The 16,542-nt window shown below is 68.3% G+C and carries 16 protein-coding genes; 4 read left to right on the top strand and 12 right to left on the bottom strand.

The features are described from left to right. On the bottom strand, positions 1-227 hold a 227-nt coding region (locus DCO49_RS20210), incomplete at its 3' end, for a hypothetical protein (RefSeq protein ID WP_133249442.1). Between the two features lie 150 nt (positions 228-377). On the opposite strand from DCO49_RS20210, the gene DCO49_RS15570 reads away from it, so the two are divergent. Beyond that, positions 378-1,247, top strand: coding sequence for a methylglyoxal synthase (locus DCO49_RS15570; protein WP_116864803.1), 870 nt, complete (start codon positions 378-380; stop codon positions 1,245-1,247). An 87-nt stretch (positions 1,248-1,334) separates the two neighbouring features. Here the strand turns inward: DCO49_RS15570 and DCO49_RS15575 are convergent, their stop codons facing one another. Genes DCO49_RS15575 through ttcA form a run of 3 tightly spaced genes read right to left on the bottom strand, consistent with a single transcriptional unit; the run spans position 1,335 to position 4,051 of the window. After that, positions 1,335-2,114, bottom strand: coding sequence for a SprT family zinc-dependent metalloprotease (locus DCO49_RS15575; RefSeq protein WP_116864804.1), 780 nt, complete (start codon positions 2,112-2,114; stop codon positions 1,335-1,337). A 59-nt stretch (positions 2,115-2,173) separates the two neighbouring features. Next, positions 2,174-3,079, bottom strand: a complete 906-nt coding sequence (locus DCO49_RS15580; RefSeq protein ID WP_005411825.1) for a recombination-associated protein RdgC — start codon at positions 3,077-3,079, stop codon at positions 2,174-2,176. 36 nt (positions 3,080-3,115) lie between these two features. Continuing rightward, complete coding sequence (gene ttcA / locus DCO49_RS15585; protein WP_207776498.1) at positions 3,116-4,051, bottom strand: tRNA 2-thiocytidine(32) synthetase TtcA; 936 nt, start codon at positions 4,049-4,051, stop codon at positions 3,116-3,118. A 92-nt stretch (positions 4,052-4,143) separates the two neighbouring features. On the opposite strand from ttcA, the gene DCO49_RS15590 reads away from it, so the two are divergent. After that, a complete protein-coding gene (locus DCO49_RS15590; protein WP_079224582.1) occupies positions 4,144-4,347 on the top strand; it encodes a YdcH family protein in 204 nt (67 codons plus the stop codon). Between the two features lie 70 nt (positions 4,348-4,417). Here the strand turns inward: DCO49_RS15590 and plsB are convergent, their stop codons facing one another. The 5 genes from plsB to DCO49_RS15615 form a co-directional block, all read right to left on the bottom strand. Then, entirely contained in the window at positions 4,418-7,054 is a 2,637-nt protein-coding gene (gene plsB / locus DCO49_RS15595; RefSeq protein ID WP_116864806.1) for a glycerol-3-phosphate 1-O-acyltransferase PlsB, read from the bottom strand. Continuing rightward, the gene (locus DCO49_RS15600; RefSeq protein ID WP_108767222.1) at positions 7,054-8,007 is read right to left on the bottom strand and encodes a hypothetical protein; all 954 of its coding nucleotides are present in this window, start codon (positions 8,005-8,007) and stop codon (positions 7,054-7,056) included. The genes plsB and DCO49_RS15600 overlap by 1 nt, the downstream gene beginning before the upstream one ends. Positions 8,008-8,256: 249 nt before the next feature. Next, positions 8,257-9,078, bottom strand: a complete 822-nt coding sequence (locus DCO49_RS15605) for a serine protease (protein WP_116864807.1) — start codon at positions 9,076-9,078, stop codon at positions 8,257-8,259. 220 nt (positions 9,079-9,298) lie between these two features. After that, a complete protein-coding gene (pyrF, locus tag DCO49_RS15610; protein WP_116864808.1) occupies positions 9,299-10,024 on the bottom strand; it encodes an orotidine-5'-phosphate decarboxylase in 726 nt (241 codons plus the stop codon). After that, positions 10,021-10,944 carry a 5'-nucleotidase, lipoprotein e(P4) family gene (locus DCO49_RS15615; protein ID WP_116864809.1) on the bottom strand — a complete coding sequence of 308 codons (924 nt, stop codon included), beginning with the start codon at positions 10,942-10,944 and terminating at the stop codon, positions 10,021-10,023. The genes pyrF and DCO49_RS15615 overlap by 4 nt, the downstream gene beginning before the upstream one ends. 102 nt (positions 10,945-11,046) lie before the next feature. Between DCO49_RS15615 and DCO49_RS15620 the strand changes: the two genes are divergently transcribed. Further along, a complete protein-coding gene (locus DCO49_RS15620; RefSeq protein WP_116864810.1) occupies positions 11,047-11,703 on the top strand; it encodes a DUF480 domain-containing protein in 657 nt (218 codons plus the stop codon). Positions 11,704-11,745: 42 nt separating this feature from the next. Here DCO49_RS15620 and DCO49_RS15625 read toward each other — a convergent pair whose 3' ends face one another. The 3 genes from DCO49_RS15625 to DCO49_RS15635 form a co-directional block, all read right to left on the bottom strand. After that, the gene (locus DCO49_RS15625; RefSeq protein ID WP_116864811.1) at positions 11,746-12,753 is read right to left on the bottom strand and encodes a DUF4272 domain-containing protein; all 1,008 of its coding nucleotides are present in this window, start codon (positions 12,751-12,753) and stop codon (positions 11,746-11,748) included. Positions 12,754-12,799: 46 nt separating this feature from the next. Beyond that, positions 12,800-13,336 (bottom strand): GNAT family N-acetyltransferase, encoded by a 537-nt coding sequence (locus DCO49_RS15630; RefSeq protein ID WP_116864812.1) that lies wholly within the window; start codon positions 13,334-13,336, stop codon positions 12,800-12,802. 335 nt (positions 13,337-13,671) lie between these two features. After that, positions 13,672-15,648, bottom strand: a complete 1,977-nt coding sequence (locus tag DCO49_RS15635; RefSeq protein ID WP_116864813.1) for a UvrD-helicase domain-containing protein — start codon at positions 15,646-15,648, stop codon at positions 13,672-13,674. A 101-nt stretch (positions 15,649-15,749) separates the two neighbouring features. On the opposite strand from DCO49_RS15635, the gene DCO49_RS15640 reads away from it, so the two are divergent. Further along, on the top strand, positions 15,750-16,370 hold the full coding sequence (locus DCO49_RS15640) for a thymidine kinase (RefSeq protein ID WP_116864814.1): 621 nt from the start codon (positions 15,750-15,752) through the stop codon (positions 16,368-16,370). The last annotated feature ends 172 nt before the right edge of the window (positions 16,371-16,542 follow it).

Consider the following 16,542-nt stretch of genomic DNA (forward strand, 5'->3'; position numbering starts at 1 on the left):
GTCGGCTCGGCGGCGCGCAGCGCGGCCAGCACCGCGGCGATGCCCCCGTGCACGGGCCCGGCCTGGTCCGCGGGTACCGACGACGGCGCCGAGGCATGCACCAGCCGCAGCGGGCCGCTGCAGTCGTCGGCGTAAGCCGGCAGCACCATCAGCAGGGCCAGCAGCACGCCGCTGCACCGCCAGCGGCGGTGCGCAGCGCCGACATCAGGACAACCCGCGACACTCACGATTACTCCTCAGGCCGCAGGCTGCACGAAGCAGCGGCCACCTGCCACGCTAGCGACGCGGCCCGTAACGGCAATGAGGAAAATTGCAAAACGCTCCAGCGATACTGATAGCGACATACACTGCCGCTTCCACCACTGAGGACGCCCGCGATGCGCATCGGCCTGGCCGCCAACCGCCTGCACCACCATGACGCGCGTGCCGCGCTGTTCCGCTGGCTGCGTGCCAGTGAGCCGGGCCTGCGCGAGCTGGGCGTGTCCCTGCATGCAGTCGGCCGTACCCACGACGCGATCGAGCGCAACGGCTTCCTGTCCGGCTATGCGGGCCTGCATCGCTATCCCTACGGCCGCCAGGGCGGCCTGATGAAGCTGGTGGCCGAAGTGGTCGGCATGGGACCGGAGCGCACCCTCGATGGCGCGATCTACCTGATCGATCCGGTCGACCCGTCGTCGGTGTTTCCCGAGGCGACCGCGCTCAAGCGTCAGTGCGTGATCCATGGCAAGCCGTTCATTTCGACTGTGGCCACCGCGCGCGACTGGATCGAGATCGAACGCGTCCACGCCGAATTGGCCGCCGATGCCGGTGCTGACGACCTGCATGCGTTCGAAGGACAGACCCTGGCGCTGATCGCCCACGATGCGATGAAGCCGGCGATGCTGGCCTTCGCCGACGAGCATTTCGACGTGCTGGCCCGCTTCGGCGAGCGCGTGGCCACCGGCACCACCGGCCAGCGCCTCAACGAGCTGGCGTGGAGCCGCGGCTGGCCCACCGATACGCCGTGGGTGACGCGCTACCAGAGCGGCCCGATGGGCGGCGATGCGCAGATTGCCGACCGCGTGCTGGAGGGTCGCTGCCAGCGCGCGATCTTCTTCGAGGATCCGCATGTGGCGCGCCAGCACGAGGCCGATATCCAGCTGCTGGAGCGGGCGGTGACGACGGTGACCGATGAGGCGGTGTGCATTACCGCGCCGCGGGTGGCGGCACGCTGGGCAGCGGCAGCGGCGCTGCGCGCGGCCCGGTAGAGCCGAGCCATGCTCGGCTGCTTCGCGTCGGGTTGACTGGAAACCCCGCGCTTCGCGCATAAGCCGAGCGTGGGCTCGGCGCTACAGCTACAGCAGCTGGCGGAGCATCGCCTTCAGGCGTCGGCCTTCCAGCTGGAAGTAATCGCGCTGTTCGCGCCACGCGGGGAAACGCTGCTCCACTTCCTGCCAGAACGCAGGCGAGTGGTTGGCCTGGATCAGGTGGCAGAGCTCGTGCACCAGGACGTATTCGAAGGCCTCCGGGCGGCCCAGCACCAGGGCCAGGTCCAGCGCCATGCTGCCGTCGGGGGCCAGCGAGCCCCATTGCGACGACATCACTTTCAGCCGCACCCGGCTGGGCGCGCGCGGCAGGCCGGGCAGGTACTTCGGCAGCCAGCGGCCGACGTCGGCGCGGGTCTGTGCTTCGAAGAATTCACGCAGCAGGCGGCGCAGGGTGGCGTCGCCGGCACGGGTCGGCCACTGCACGCAGGCGCCGTGCTCGTCGATCTCCAGGCGTGCGAAGCGGCCTTCCTGCCAGCGCACCGGCAGCAGCTCGCCACGCAGCGGCAGCATGCCCTCCTCGCCCGGCTGCAGCGGTGCCGGCAGGCCGTTGTCCTGGTAGACGCGCAGCTGCAGCGCCAGCCAGTCGCGGTGCTGTTCGAGGAAACGCTCGCCCATCACCAGGCTGGCCCGCGGCGGCAACGTCAGGCGTGCGCCGCGCTCATCCACGCTCAGCTTGATGCGCCGCGCGCGCGGATCGCGCACGCGCAGCACCTCGATCTCGGCATCGTCCAGGCGCAGGCGGACGGTGTCGCGCTGCACGGTGGCGGGCGGGGTCGGGCTGATCAGGCGGCGCAGCAGGCGGCTCATGTGCCCAGCATAGCGCTGCGCGGGGCCGCTGGATGACCAGCGGCCCGCGCAGTGCGTGTTCAGTCAGCCTTGCTGAGCTTGAAGGCTTCTTCCAGAAGCAGGAACAGCCGACGGATCTCGGCACTCTGCAGGGCGAAGCGGGCGTCGAACTCGGCGCGGCGGCCGTCTTCGTCGGCATGCTCCAGCTGGTCCAGGGCGCCGTCGAGGAACTTCAGCTTGCGCACGATCAGGTCGTCGCCGATGACGAAGGACAGGTTGTCCTCGAAGATCAGCGCCAGCTTGGTCACCTGCTTGCCGGCGTCCAGATGCTTGTCGATCTCGTCGCAGCGCAGTTCCTGGTGCTGGCACTTGACCACCGCGCCGCCCTCCACCGGGTCCTTCATCTCGCACTCTTCGCCCAGGCTCAGGCCGGTCGGCAGCGGCTCGCCGGCGATCCAGCCGGTCAGGATCGAGCGCGGCGCGACTTCGGCGTTCAGCGGCATCGCCGGGAAGCTGCCGAGCAGGCCGCGGATGTCGGACATGAAGTACTCGCCGGTCTTGCGGCTGGAGGTGTCCACCGCGACATAGCCGTGCTGCAGATCAATGAAGGCATCGTTGCGCGAGGACTTCACGAAGGCGCGCGGCAGCAGTTCATGCAGCAGGTCGTCCTTCATGCGCTTGCGCTCGCGGCCACCGGGGCGGCGGCCTTCCTTCTCCTCGATCTCCTCCAGCTTGCGCTCAAGCAGGTCGTTGACGACCGCCGCCGGCAGGATCTTGTCCTCGCCGCCCACGGTCAGCCACAGGTGTTCGGCGATGCGGTGCGACAGCAGCTCCTTCTCCTCGCGGCCGAAGGGCGAGATGAAGCCACGCGAATTCATTTCCAGCGCACCGACCGGCTTGAGCAGGGCGTGCGGCAGGAGGGTGTCCACTTCGGAGAAATCGGTGGTGGTCGGGAAACGGAAGAACGTCAGGTTGCGAAAGAACATGGAATTCCGGATGGCGAAGAGGAAGGGCGTCCCACCTTAAGCGGCGGGCGTCTCGGGAGCTGCGTCGGTGTCGGCCGGCGAACCGGCCAGCCAGGCATGGGCATCGGACAAGGGTGCCTCGTCGCGACGGCCCAGCGCCATGAAATCGAACAGACTGGCATCGGCCAGCTGCGAGGGGTGGATCTGGCCCATGGCCCGGGCGATCTGGTCGATGCGGCCGGGATGGTCCTTTTCCCACTGCTGGAGCATCAGCCCGACCTGGCGGCGTTGCAGGTTTTCCTGGCTGCCACACAGGTTGCACGGGATGATCGGGAAATCACGTACCTGGGCGTACGCGACGATGTCGCGCTCGCGTACGTAGGCCAGTGGACGGATGACCACGTGGCGGCCGTCGTCGCTGCGCAGTTTCGGCGGCATGCCCGACAGCTTGGCGTGGTGGAACAGGTTCATGAAGAAGGTGGCCACCATGTCGTCGCGGTGATGGCCCAGCGCGATGCGGGTGAAGCCGTGCTTCTCGGCATGGTTGTACAGCGCGCCGCGGCGCAGGCGCGAGCACAGCGAACACATCGTGCGGCCTTCCGGGATGACCCGGCTGACCACCGAATAGGTGTCCTGCTCGATGATCTGGTACGCCACGCCCAGGCTGGCCAGGTACTCGGGCAGCACGTGTCCGGGGAAGCCGGGCTGCTTCTGGTCCAGGTTCACCGCGACCAGCTCGAACGGCACCGGGGCCCTCTTCTGCAGCTGCAGCAGGATGTCCAGCAGGGTGTAACTGTCCTTGCCGCCGGACAGGCAGACCATCACCTTGTCGCCGGCCTCGATCATGCCGTAATCGGCAATGGCCTGGCCGACCTGGCGGCGCAGGCGCCTGGCCAGCGGCTGCTCCCCACGCAGGTGGTCCGCGCGCGGGCCCACGCGCGGTGCGGCGGGCGCACGCGGCAGGGGATCGGGCAGGGAAATCACGGCGCTCATGGTTGCCATTCTACCGGCTTGGGGCCGGCGCCGGCCGCGGCGCGGGGTCCCCCTCTCCCGATGGTCATCGGCGCTGTGTATGCTCGGAGGCTGTGGATACCTACAGCCCCGCCGAGATCGTCGAACGCCTCGTCGCCCTGCGCGCCGAACACCGCGTGCTGGATGAACAGATCACCCGGATGGCCGCCAATGGCGAGGATGAGCTGGAGTCGAAACGTCTGAAGCGGCGCAAGCTGCAGTTGAAGGACTGCATCGCGAAGCTGGAGAGCCTGCAGATTCCGGACGAGCCGGCGTAGGCACCATCCACGCATGGCGTGGATCTATTGCTTCGTCCCGGTATTCGCCGGGCATGGCCCGGCGCTACCTTCATGCCTGTGGCGTCGGCTCGTCGGGGCGCGCCGCTTCCGGGCTGACGCGCTCGATGGTGTGGCGCAGTTCGCGGCCGAGGATGAACTTGGCGTCCTTGGCCCAACTGTCCAGGCGGTCGTCGAACAGCAGCTTGCTGTTCTCGTCCGGCCACACCAGGCGCAGCTCGCGCAGCTTCTGGATGAAGCCACGGAACAGCGACTTGTCGAAGAACTCCGGCGCGGCCGGCGCGTACAGCAGGCTGAGGCGCTGCGCGGCCTGCTGGCACAGGCTCTCCAGCTCGGCGGTACCCAACGTGCCGGGGCCGTTCTTCACCAGCACCGAAATGGCGATGTAGTAACGCTCGAACGCCTGCTGCAGCGAATGGCCGATGGCACGCAGGCGGAACACCTCGTCGGTCTGCCCGGTATTGCGGGTCAGCATGCCGCCGTCATCGTCGGCAACCTGCTGCAGCAGGCCTTCGCGGATGAACACGTCGATGGTCTGCTCGATGCGCTGGGCGAACTCGTCCTCGCTCCACGGCAGGAACAGCTCGGCCTGCAGGAACGGGTACACGGTGCGGCCCAGGCGGACCAGGCCGGCACGGCTCATGCGGCGGTTGTTCTGGAAGCAGCAAGCCACCCAGGACGAAGCGGTGAACAGGTGCACCACGTTGTTGCGGAAGTAGCTGAGCAGCACCGCGGTATCGCCACTGACGCTGAGCACGTCGCCCAGCGGGTGCTTGATGCGGGTGAGGACGTTGATTTCCTCGGCGTGGGCGATGATGCGCTCCGGCGAGTGCGGGGTCACCGTCACCCGGCCCGAATACGGCATTTCTTCCAGCAGGGTCTTGCACAGCTCGATCTGCGCGATCAGGTCGGCCTCGCCCATCGCGTGCTTGGGCGTGGACAGCAGCGCCAGCGCCAGCAGGTTGATCGGGTTGACGTCGGCGGCGCCATTGATGCGCACCTGGATGCGGTCGGCCAGGGTATCGACGGTAGTCGACAGCCACGACGGCTTCTCGTCCTCCGGCACCGCCTCGCCGTTCCACTCCGGCGCCTTCTCGGCCAGCACGTCGTTCAGGGCGATCGGCTCACCGAAGTTCACCACCACCTGGCCGTAGTTCTGCTTGAGCACCTTGGGGATGCCCCACAGCAGCGACCAGATCGATTCCTTCTCCTTCGGCCGCCCGGACAGTTCGTCCAGGTAGCTGCCACCTTCCATCAGCTTCTCGTAGCCGATGTAGATGGGCTGGAACAGCACCGGCTTGCGCGGCTGGCGCAGGAACGCGCGCAGGGTCATCGAGATCATGCCGCCCTTGGGCTGCAGCAGGCGCCCGGTGCGCGAACGGCCACCTTCGACGAAGTACTCGATGGAATAGCCACCGGCCACCAGCTGCGCGACGTATTCGCTGAGCACGGCCGAGTACAGCGCGTTGCCACGGATCGAGCGGCGGATGAAGAACGCACCGCCCTTGCGCAGCAGGGTGCCGACCACCGGCAGGTTCAGGTTGATGCCAGCCACGATGTGCGGCGGCACGATGCCACGGTCGTACAGCAGGTAGGACAGCAGCAGGTAGTCCATGTGGCTGCGGTGGCTGGGCACGTAGACCACTTCGTGGCCCGGCGCGGCGGCCTTGAACTTGTCCAGGTGGTGCACCAGCACGCCGGCGTAGATGCGGTTCCACACGTGGCTGAGCATGAAGCTGGCCGAACGCACCACCGGGCTGGAATAGTCGGCGGCGATTTCCCAGGCGTAGGCGTGCGCCTTCTTCCAGGCATCGGCCGGCTTGGAGTTGTCGCGCTTGGCCTGCGCGGCGATCGCCTCGCGCACCGGTTCGGCGGCCAGCACCTGGTCCACCAGCAGGCGGCGGGTAGACAGGTCGGGGCCGATGACCGATTCACGGATGCGGCGGAAATGGGTACGCAGCACGCGCTGCAGCTTGCGCACGGTGCGCTCGGGCTCCAGGCCCTCGTCCACGGTGCTGCGCAGCGAGATCGGAGGAGCAAAACGCACGATGGTGCTGCGGCCGTTCAGCAGCAGGCCCAGCAGGCGGCGGAAGCGGCCGACCAGCGCCCAGTTTTCCGAGAACAGCACGGCGAACCAGCCGCTCTGCTTGTCCGGCGCGCGGCCGACGAAGATCGACACCGGCACCAGGTGCACGTCCAGGTCGTCGCGCACGCGGTGCGCCTGCAGGACCTTGGCCAGCGAATCGGAATGGGTCTTGGCGCCCCGCTGCTCGGGGATCAGCGAATTGCTGGAGCTGCGCCGCGACAGCGCCAGGTAGGCGCGCTTGCGGCCGGTCGGGTCACCGGCCAGCGGCACCAGCGGCGAGGGCAGGCCGGCCTGGCGGCAGGCCTTGTCCAGGATCAGCGCGTTGGACAGGCCGTAGTCTTCCAGCACGTACACGACCGGGCGGCCGTCGTTGTACTGGCCCGGGTCCTCCGGCTCGATCTTCAGCGCCAGCCACGGCTCGACCAGGCGGCCCAGCAGGCGCGCCCAGAAGGGGCGACGTCCAGCGGGACGGGCGTGCGCGGGCGGCAGCACCGGATTGGAGCCGGTACCGGTCGAGGGAGACGCCGCGGCCGGATCGGCGGGCGTCTGCTGGGGTTCTTCGCCGGGGAACGGCAGCGGGTTCTGTTTCGACATCGGCGCCATTATGGCTTAGGCGGCGTGGTTGCCGCTTCCCCGCCGGCGGCGGGGGCCTCTGCGGGCTCCGGCGCGGCGGCCGCGCGGGCCGCATCGGCCTTGCGCAGCAGGGCATCGGTGTCGGCCAGGGTGCGGGTCAGGTACCAGTGGCCTTCGCGCCGGCTCAGCGGCAGCTGCAGCTGCAGGGTGCGCCCGGCCAGTTCGTATTCCATGCGGACCAGGGCGTTGTCGCCTTCCACCGAGAGCAGCTCCCCGCGCAGGCTGCGCAGGGCGTCGTCCACGCCCAGCCCGTAACTGGCCAGGACGGCCTTGACGGTGTGCAGGAACGGCGCCAGCTGCTGCAGGCTGCCTTCCATGCCGGCCGCGCGCAGACCGTCCTCGTTGTCGAAGCCGACCTTGGCGGCGGCCTCGACCAGCGCGGCGATGCTGCTGCGGGCGCGGGCCCGGTCGCTGATCGGCGCGCCCTGCGCCCAGCCGGCCAGGGTTTCCACCAGGGCGATGTAATGCGTCTGCTGGCTGGGGGTGTAGCCCTTCTGGTGGCGCAGGTACTGCACGCCGAAGTTGCCCATCGACTGCGCCGCCTGGCGCACCGCGCTGGCCTGGCCGGCCAGCTGGCGGTCGAAGCTGCGCTGCAGCTGGGCGGCGGCCTGCGGCTCGCGCAGCGCGGCCAGCATCGGCAGCATCTGGTCACCCAGCGGCAGTTCGCCCAGCGGCCACTGGCTGTGGCCGTCGGTCCAAGCCTGCTGCAGCCGCTGGTACTGGCCCGGCGGCACCGACAGGCGCGCGTAGCCGACCAGGTCATCCTCGACCAGTCGCTGGGCCATGGCCTGCACCGCCGCTACCGGCTCGGCCGCCGGCTTGGCCGGGTCGCTGCCGGATTGGCGGCACGCCGCCACCGCCAGCAGCACCATGGCTGCCAGCCCCCATCCACGCGCGGACCTTCCTCGCACTGCCAGGCTCATGCAATCGGACTCCCCGTACCGGCCCGCATCTTGCGGCCTGCAAGGTGACAGCGGCAACCCTTGCCGCCAGTGAGGGGTCAAAAAAAGAGCCCGGATCACAGGGATCGCAGGCTCTTCAAACCGGCGCGAGGCCAGTGGACAGTTGTGGCACATCTCCGGCCCAGGGACCGGATGGCGGCGATGCTACGCCGCCTCCGAAGTTAAGGCAATACGTCATGTAACCTGACTTAAATATTTGATTTTATTGAATCAATCCTTCTGCCAGACCGCTTCAATGAAATCTACGGCATGTTTTTCGGCGATTCGGGCATAAACACCGGGGTAGCCGGCCAGCGCGCAGCCCTCGCCCCAGCTGACGACACCGAACTGGGTCCAGCCTTCGCGCAGCTTGAGCAGCAACGGCCCGCCGGAATCGCCCTGGCAGCTGTCCATGCCTTCGCGTCCGGCGCAGATGACCTTGCCGCGCGACAGCTCGCCGCCATAGGCCTGCTGGCACTCGGCAAACGGTACAAACGGCACCTGCACGGTCTGCAGCCGGGTGGGATAGCGTCGGTCTTCGCTGATGTCGATGTCGCCCCAGCCAATGACCGTGAAGTCACGGCCCGGTTTGAGGTAGCTGGCGTCCGGGCGCAGCCGCAGGGTGACCGGCTGCGCATCTGCCAGGGGAGCGCTCAGCTGGATCAGTGCCACGTCGTGTTCAAGCGAGTTTCCGCTGTTGTAGGCCGGATGCACGTGGATGGCCTTGACGTTGGAGGCGCGTGCGGCGGGGTCGCTGGACAGGGTAGTGACACCGCCGAGCACGGCCAGGTCTGCCGGGCGGTCGCCCTGCACGCAGTGCGAGGCGGTCAACACCCAAGAGGGGGAAATGAGCGTGGCACCGCACCAGTGGCGGCCATGGTCGCTGTCACCCATCGACAGCCGCTGGATGCTGACCATGAAAGGGTATTGGCCTGTCTGGGCGTCCTCACCGCCGATGATGCGCGGTGCTTCGCGGGACTCGGGTGCGGCGAAGGCGGGTGCTGCGAACGCCAGCAACAGACCGGCAAGAACTGCAGAGGTGCTGCGATACATATCCGTGTACTCCCTCTTGGATGATTGGAACCGGCAGGGTCGTGGATCGGCGCCGGTGCATCGATTGGGAGGGAGGGACATCCGGATCCAGTGCGACCGCGCGCACGGTTCTTCGCTGCGGGGTCGACTGCGACAGCGCTGGACCCACAAATGCGAACGCCATCCCGCACGGGGCGGGATGGCGTTCGGTATTGCGGTGTGACCGGCAGCGCCGTCAGGCTCAGCGTGCAGCCAGAGCCGACGCGATTTCCTGCTGGATGGCCCGCGCGGCCGCCTGCGGATCGGCGGCCAGGCGGATCGGACGGCCGACCACGATGGCATCGGCGCCATCGGCGAAGGCCTGGGCCACGCCGACGGTACGCTTCTGGTCATCGCCGACCGGGCCACCGGGACGGATGCCCGGGCAGACGATCGAGAACCCGGCGCCGGTGGCGGCGCGGATCGGGCCGGCTTCCTGGCCGGAGGCGATCACGCCGTCGATGCCGGCGGCCTGGGCGGCCAGCGCGCGCTCGACCACCACGTCCACCGGCTCGCGGTCGATGCCCATCTGCGCCAGGTCCGGGCGCCCCATCGAGGTCAGCACGGTCACCGCCAGCAGGCGCATGTCGCTGCTGTTGGCGGCCCCGCAGGCCTCCATCATCGCCGGGTGCCAGCCATGGATGGTGGCGTAGCTGACCGGCCACTGCGACAGGCGCTTGATCACCGCCGCAGCGGTGGCCGGGATGTCGAAGAACTTCAGGTCGACAAACACGCGCCTGTCGCGGCGGGCCAGCTCGTCCAGCACCTGGAAATACTCGCCGGAGGCGAGCAGTTCCATGCCGATCTTGTAGAACGCCACGCTGTCGCCCAGGCGATCGACCCACTCCAGCGCCTGCACGCGGTCAGGCACGTCCAGGGCGAAGATCAGCCGTTCGTCATCGCGCAGCGGCAGCGGTGCGCGGCTCACGGTGCGTAATCCAGCGCAGCGCGCTTGGCGTCGTGGCGGGCCTGGCGCGACTGGGTGTAGTCGTTGTTGAACTGGGCCGGCTCGAAACCGCCGTAGGTCGGATTCGGCAGCATCCACCAGCGCTCGCCGAACCAGTCGTGGTACTGCTGCAACAGCGCATCGCGGCCTTCGTTGGTGTTGGCGGTCACTTCCACGAAGTCACCCATCTGGTCACCGAACTGCATCAGCACGCGGTACTGCTGGCCAGCCAGGCGGCGGCGGCAGTTCTTCTCGCTGCCGTTCTGCTCGCAGTCCTTGACCACGGTGCCCAGGCCGAGGAACACGCTGTCGTCGGCCACCGGCAGGCCCTGCTCGCGCAGGTTGGCCAGGGTCGCGTCCTTCAGGTGCACGGCGCGGTTGGAGATGTACAGCAGGGTCACGCCCTTGGCGTTGGCGGCCTTGGCGAAATCAACCACGCCGGGGATGGCCTTGGCCTTCTTCTCGGCCACCCACTGGTCCCAGGTCAGCTCGTCGTATTCCTTGCCGTCGCGCACCAGGCGCGCCTGGTAGGGGGAGTTGTCGAGCACGGTTTCATCCACGTCCAGCACCACGGCCGGCTTCAGGCCCTTGGCCGCGTTACCGCGTTCTTCCGGCACCAGCGCGTCCCAGTGGGCTTCCTTCAGCGCGGCGTCCAGGTGGTCGGCGGCGGCGCGGTAGGTCTGCTCGGTGATCGCCTTGTACTCCTGCGCGCGCTGCATCCACAGCACGGCATTGAGGTTGTCGTTGGCGGTCGCATCACGCGCACCGTCGGCCTTGACGGCCGCAGCCGGGGCGTCGGGGGCGGGGGCCTCGGCGGCAGGCGCATCGACGCGCTTGCAGGCGGACAGGCCGATCGCCGCAGTGGCGAGCAGGGTCAGGGATAGGGAAACGGGACGACGCATCAGGATTCACCGGCAATCAGATATACCCGGCCATTTTACCGGCAAAGATGACCGTGGCACGGCTATGCTTCGGGGTTGACCCGTTGCCTTGCGGAGGCCGCCATGACCGATCCCGTCCAGACCCCCGACGTCCCCCTGCTCGATGCCGTCCAGGCCCGCCTGCTGGGCTGCCTGGTGGAAAAGGAGGCGACCACCCCGGACACCTACCCGCTGACGGTCAATGCCGCGCAGTCGGCGGCCAACCAGAAGACCGCCCGCGAGCCGGTGATGAACGTAGACGCCGGCAGCGTGCAGCACGCCCTGCGCCAGCTGGAGACGCTGGGCCTGGCGCGCCAGCACTTCTCCTCGCGCGCCGACCGCTACGAGCACCGCCTGCAGGGCGCGCTGGACCTGACCCGGCAGCAGACCGTGCTGCTGGCGATGCTGCTGCTACGCGGCCCGCAGACCCTGGGCGAGCTGGTCACCCGCAGCGAGCGCCTGTACCGCTTCGCCGATGTGGACGAAGCCCGCCACGCCATCGAGCGCCTGCAGCAGCGCGCCCTGCTGGTGGTGCTTCCGCGCGCCAGCGGCCAGCGCGAGGACCGCTACATGCACCTGCTGTGCGGTGAGGTGGACGGTGCGGCGCTGGCCGCGAAGTACGCCAGCAGCGGAGGTGGCGGCAGCGAAGCGGCCGACCCCGGCCTGGCCGAGCGCGTGGCCCAGCTGGAAGCAGCGGTGGCCGAGCTGCAGGCCCAGCTGGCAGAACTGCGCGGCGGTTGAGGGGCAGGTGCCGGCCGTTGGCCGGCACGATGCCATGTGAACTCAGGTCGGCGTATCGACGTCGTCCCAGTCGGCCTGTTCAAAGCAGAACAACCAGTTCAGCGCGTAATGGCGCTCGTAGATCACGCCGCCCACCAGTGCACCCGGCAGCGGCGCACCCTGGCGTTGGGCCTCACGTGCGGCCCAGTGCAGGCGGTAGTGCAGATCCAGCGCATCCAGCAGCACGGCGGTATCGCGCAGGGTCGCAGGGACGCTGCCACTGTCAGCCGCCTGCAGCAGGGCGCCGACCACATCCGGCACCGCACAGGTCGCCTGCGGCCACGGCAGCGCCTCGGATAGCCCCAGCGCCCACAGCAGCACGGCCAGACTCTCGTAGCGCCAGGCGAATGGCAGCGCAGCCTCGGCGTCGCCGTGCGCGATGAAGGCGGCCTCGGCCGGGCTCAGGGCCTCCGGCAGCGCCGGCAGACGCTCGGCCAGTTCGGCCAGGCTCAACGGTGGTTCACCGGACTGCAGGGCCTCGGCGCGGAGCGCGCAGGCCAGCAGCGCCTGAGCCCTGGCCCAGACCTGGGCAGGTTTGCGCAGCTGTGCCTCGGCCGCACCCAGCACAGGTGGCAATGACGGCGGGACACGCAGCTCGTGGGCCTGCAGCTGCTGTTGGCTGCGCGCACGGCGCTGCCCGGCATCGGCGGGATACGGCACCTGCGCCTGCGGATCGGGCGCTTCACCCAACAGCACCCTGCCGGCCGGATCGCGCACGCTGCCATCTTCCAGGAAGCACACCGCATTGGCCTGCAGCAGCCAGGGCTGCAGCGCCTCAAGATCAGCCTCGGCCAGCTCGAACAGATAGTGCTGGCGCACGCGCTGCACGTGCCGCATCAGGTGATAGCGCGCGGCGGTCATCTGCCCGTCGCCATGGCCCAGCACGTAGTTGACGAAGCCGCCGAGGTGCGGCGCCAGCGTGGGGTCATCAAGACCACGGACGGAGGCACTGCCGGCCTGTGGTGGCGGTGCCAGCACCGGGCCGAGAGTGGAATACGCGTTGATCAGCATCGAAGCATCCGTGCAGGAAAACAGATCTGCACCATACCCCACCGGATCATTCTGGCTGTTGAACCGCCGCCGCCCCCGGCGTGGCGTACAGCCGGCTCGCGCTGTCCACGTTCGGCAGCTGGATCACGCCGCGTTGGTGCATGCCCAGCCCCAGCAGGATCCGCCCGGAGGCCACGTTGTCCAGGTCGGTGATACCGTACAGATCCCCGATGTCCAGCTGCGAGCGCGCATGCGTGAACACCGCCCGCGCCGCCTCGCTGGCATAGCCCTGCCCCGCGAATTCGGACAGCACCGCATAGCCGATATCCGGCCCCGGCAGGCCATCACGCCGCACCAGGCCGGCGTTGCCCAGCCACGCGCCATCGGCGAGCCGCTCAATCGCGTACATGCCGAAGCCGTTCAACGCATAGCTGTGCAGCACCCGCAGCGCGATGTACTCCCGCGCCTGCTCCTCGCTGCGCACGTTGCGGTCACCGATGAAGCGCATGAAGCCGGGATCATTGAGCAGCGCCAGCATCGGCAGCGCATCCCGATCCGGCTCGATGCGGCGCAGCCGCAGGCGTTCGCTTTCGATGGGATGCACGCGCAGACCTCCAGCCGAAACCCCGATTCTGCCTCAACGCCCGGCTGTTGATTTTGATTTTCTCTGCATTGCCGTGGCAGGAGGCGCCTGGAATCCGTCAGAGGCCGGTCGGAGTGGGTTCGCGGGGGTATCCGCGCCATGGATGGCGCGGCCAAGCCCCCAGGGGTGAGGGCGCTTTGCTTGCGAAGTACTGCTTCGCAAGCGCCCGAACGCACAGCCGCCAGCGGCTGGGCCGGTCTGTGGGTTCACGGCGTCCCCCGCGAGCCCACCCCGAGCGGCCACACCGCGCACCCCACGCGCGCTCCACCACGGATGGGCGGCGCCGTTGGAGCGCCTTAGTCGAACAGCGCCTCGATCGCCGCCAACCCCGCCGTCGCGCGCTCCTTCTTCCGCGCCGCATCGGCCACCGGGTCCGCGCCATCGCGCTGGATCTCCTCGGCCGGAATCTCCTCGAAGAAACGGCTCGGCTTCAACCGCACATGCTCGCCGAACTTGCGCGTCAGCTTGCTGTAGCTCATCCACAGCTGGATCTTCGCGCGGGTGATGCCCACGTACAGCAGGCGCCGCTCTTCCTGCAGGTTGCCTTCGTCCAGGCTGACCTGGTGCGGCAGCACGCCGTCCTCGCAGCCGACGATGAAGACATAGGGGAATTCCAGGCCCTTGGACGCATGCATGGTCATCATGCGTACCTGGTTGCCGCCCTCGTCCTTGTCGCTGCGCGAGAGCAGCGCCAGCTGGCCAGCCAGGTCGGCCGCAGTGGCACCGCGCGGGCCGCCCTCGAACCACTGCGCCAGTTCCTCGATGTTGTTCGCACGGCGCTGGTAACTGGCCTCTTCCTTGGCCTGCTGGCGCAGCTCGCTGAGCAGGCCCGATTCCTTGGCGACCTTGCGGATCATGTCGCCGGAGGTGATCTGCCGGGTCTGCGCGCGCAGGTCACGCAGGATGTCGGTGAAGCGCGCCAGGCTGTTGGCCGCACGCGGCGGCAGCTGCTGCAGCGCGCCGATCGACTCGGCGGCATGCGCCATCGGGATGTCTTTTTCCTGTGCCAGCTCGGCCAGCTTGGCCAGCGTGCCGGCGCCGACATCGCGCTTGGGCGACTGCACCGCACGCATGAACGCGGTGTCGTCGTCCGGGTTCACCAGCAGCCGCAGCCAGGCCAGGGTGTCCTTCACTTCCTGGCGTTCCAGGAACATGGTACCGCCGGTCAGATGGTAGGGAATGCGCAGCAGCTGCATCGCCTTTTCCAGCGGGCGCGACTGGAAGTTGCCGCGGAACAGGATGCAGAAATCACTCCACGGCACGTTGCGCGACTGCGCCACGAAGGCGATCTCGGCGGCGACCTTTTCCGCTTCGTGTTCGCTGTTGCGGCATTCCCACACGCGGATGCGTTCGCCGTCGGCCTGGTCACTCCACAGCTTCTTCAGGTGCTCATGCGGATTGTTGGCGATCAGCGCATTGGCCGCGCGCAGCACGCGGTTGGAGCAGCGGTAGTTCTGCTCCAGCTTGATGATTTCCAGCGTGGGGTAATCGCGCCCCATCTGCTGCAGGTTTTCGGGGTTGGCGCCGCGCCAGGCGTAGATCGACTGATCGTCATCGCCCACGCAGGTGAAGTTGCCCTTGTCACCGGCCAGCTGCTTGAGCAGCCGGTACTGCGCGTCGTTGGTGTCCTGGCATTCGTCCACCAGCAGGTAGCCGATGCGCTCACGCCAGGCCAGCGCGATCTCCGGATTCTCCTCCAGGATCTGCACGGGCAAACGGATCAGGTCATCGAAGTCGACCGCGTTGAACGCCGTCAGGCGCAGCTGGTAACGCTCGTAGACACTGGCCGCTTCCTTCTCGCGGTTGCTGCGCGCGGCGGCCATCGCCTGTTCGGGCGACAGGCCGGCGTTCTTCGCGCGCGACACCAGGTTCTTCATGTCCTCGATGTCGTCGGGCTTGGCGCCGGACATCAGGTCCTTGATCTGCGCAGCGGCATCATCGGCATCGAAGATCGAGAAGCCGCGCTTCAGGCCAACGGCGGCGTGTTCGATCTGCAGGAACTTCAGGCCCAGGGCGTGGAAGGTGCAGATGGTCACCTCGTCGGCGTCCTGCTCGCGCAGGCGCTTGGCCACGCGCTCGCGCATCTCCTTGGCCGACTTGTTGGTGAAGGTGATCGCCGCGATGCGGCGCGCGGGATAGCGCCCACAGCCGATCAGGTGGGCGATCTTCTCGACGATCACGCGCGTCTTGCCACTGCCCGCACCGGCGAGCACCAGCAGGGGGCCCTCGATGTGCAGAACGGCGGCGGCTTGGGGAGGATTGAGACCGTGCATTGGAGGGGGATTGTAGCGGGCCCGGGTGACGGCCACAGCCGCCGGCCGGTGGGGATGCTGAACGGCTTCGGCGTGCCGGGGCAGCGGCGTACAATCGGCCGATGGCCAAGCTCTATTTCTACTATTCGGCGATGAACGCCGGCAAGACCACCACCCTGCTGCAGAGCGCGCACAACTACCGCGAGCGCGGCATGCGGGTGGCGATCCTGACCCCACGCCTGGACGATCGTGCCGGTGCCGGCGTGGTCGCTTCGCGCATCGGCCTGCGCGCCGAGGGCATGGCCTTCGACCGCGACAGCGACCTGCAGCGTTGGGTGGCCCAGGACCTGGCCGACAACGGCCCGATGGGCTGCGTGCTGGTGGACGAGGCGCAGTTCCTGACCCGCGCGCAGGTCTGGCAGCTGAGCGAGGTGGTCGACCAGCTGCGCATTCCGGTGCTGTGCTACGGCCTGCGCACCGATTTCCGCGGCGAGCTGTTCGAGGGCAGCCAGTACCTGCTGGCCTGGGCCGATGAGATGCAGGAGATCAAGACGATCTGCCACAGCGGCAAGAAGGCGACGATGACGGTGCGCGTGGATGAGCACGGCCACGCGGTGCAGGACGGCCCGCAGGTGGAGATCGGCGGCAACGAACGCTACGTGTCGGTCAGCCGTGCCGAGTTCAAGAAGATCACCCGTGGTGAAGGGCGGATCGACCCGGCGCAGGCGCCCCTGCCTCTGTAGGTGGTGGTTCTTTTGCAGGGCTTGCAGCCCTGCACCTGCTGCAAGCCGGAGCAACGGCAACGGCCGAAGCAGCAGCAACAGCGGGCATTCCGTGGGATGGCGTGGCACTGTGGGTTTGCGGGGACGCCGTAAACCCGTCCATTGGGGCTTGGTCGCCGCATCCATGCGGCTC

It is taken from the genome of Stenotrophomonas sp. SPM (assembly GCF_003105135.1).
Taxonomy (GTDB): Bacteria; Pseudomonadota; Gammaproteobacteria; order Xanthomonadales; family Xanthomonadaceae; genus Stenotrophomonas.

Bases quoted from the DNA above. Each gene is read 5' to 3' on its own strand.
- DCO49_RS15570 (WP_116864803.1), top strand. From the start codon at position 378: ATGCGCATCGGCCTGGCCGCCAACCGCCTGCACCACCATGACGCGCGT.
- DCO49_RS15575 (WP_116864804.1), bottom strand. From the start codon at position 2,114: ATGAGCCGCCTGCTGCGCCGCCTGATCAGCCCGACCCCGCCCGCCACC.
- DCO49_RS15580 (WP_005411825.1), bottom strand. From the start codon at position 3,079: ATGTTCTTTCGCAACCTGACGTTCTTCCGTTTCCCGACCACCACCGAT.
- ttcA (WP_207776498.1), bottom strand. From the start codon at position 4,051: ATGAGCGCCGTGATTTCCCTGCCCGATCCCCTGCCGCGTGCGCCCGCC.
- plsB (WP_116864806.1), bottom strand. From the start codon at position 7,054: ATGGCGCCGATGTCGAAACAGAACCCGCTGCCGTTCCCCGGCGAAGAA.
- DCO49_RS15600 (WP_108767222.1), bottom strand. From the start codon at position 8,007: ATGAGCCTGGCAGTGCGAGGAAGGTCCGCGCGTGGATGGGGGCTGGCA.
- DCO49_RS15605 (WP_116864807.1), bottom strand. From the start codon at position 9,078: ATGTATCGCAGCACCTCTGCAGTTCTTGCCGGTCTGTTGCTGGCGTTC.
- DCO49_RS15615 (WP_116864809.1), bottom strand. From the start codon at position 10,944: ATGCGTCGTCCCGTTTCCCTATCCCTGACCCTGCTCGCCACTGCGGCG.
- DCO49_RS15620 (WP_116864810.1), top strand. From the start codon at position 11,047: ATGACCGATCCCGTCCAGACCCCCGACGTCCCCCTGCTCGATGCCGTC.
- DCO49_RS15625 (WP_116864811.1), bottom strand. From the start codon at position 12,753: ATGCTGATCAACGCGTATTCCACTCTCGGCCCGGTGCTGGCACCGCCA.
- DCO49_RS15635 (WP_116864813.1), bottom strand. From the start codon at position 15,648: ATGCACGGTCTCAATCCTCCCCAAGCCGCCGCCGTTCTGCACATCGAG.
- DCO49_RS15640 (WP_116864814.1), top strand. From the start codon at position 15,750: ATGGCCAAGCTCTATTTCTACTATTCGGCGATGAACGCCGGCAAGACC.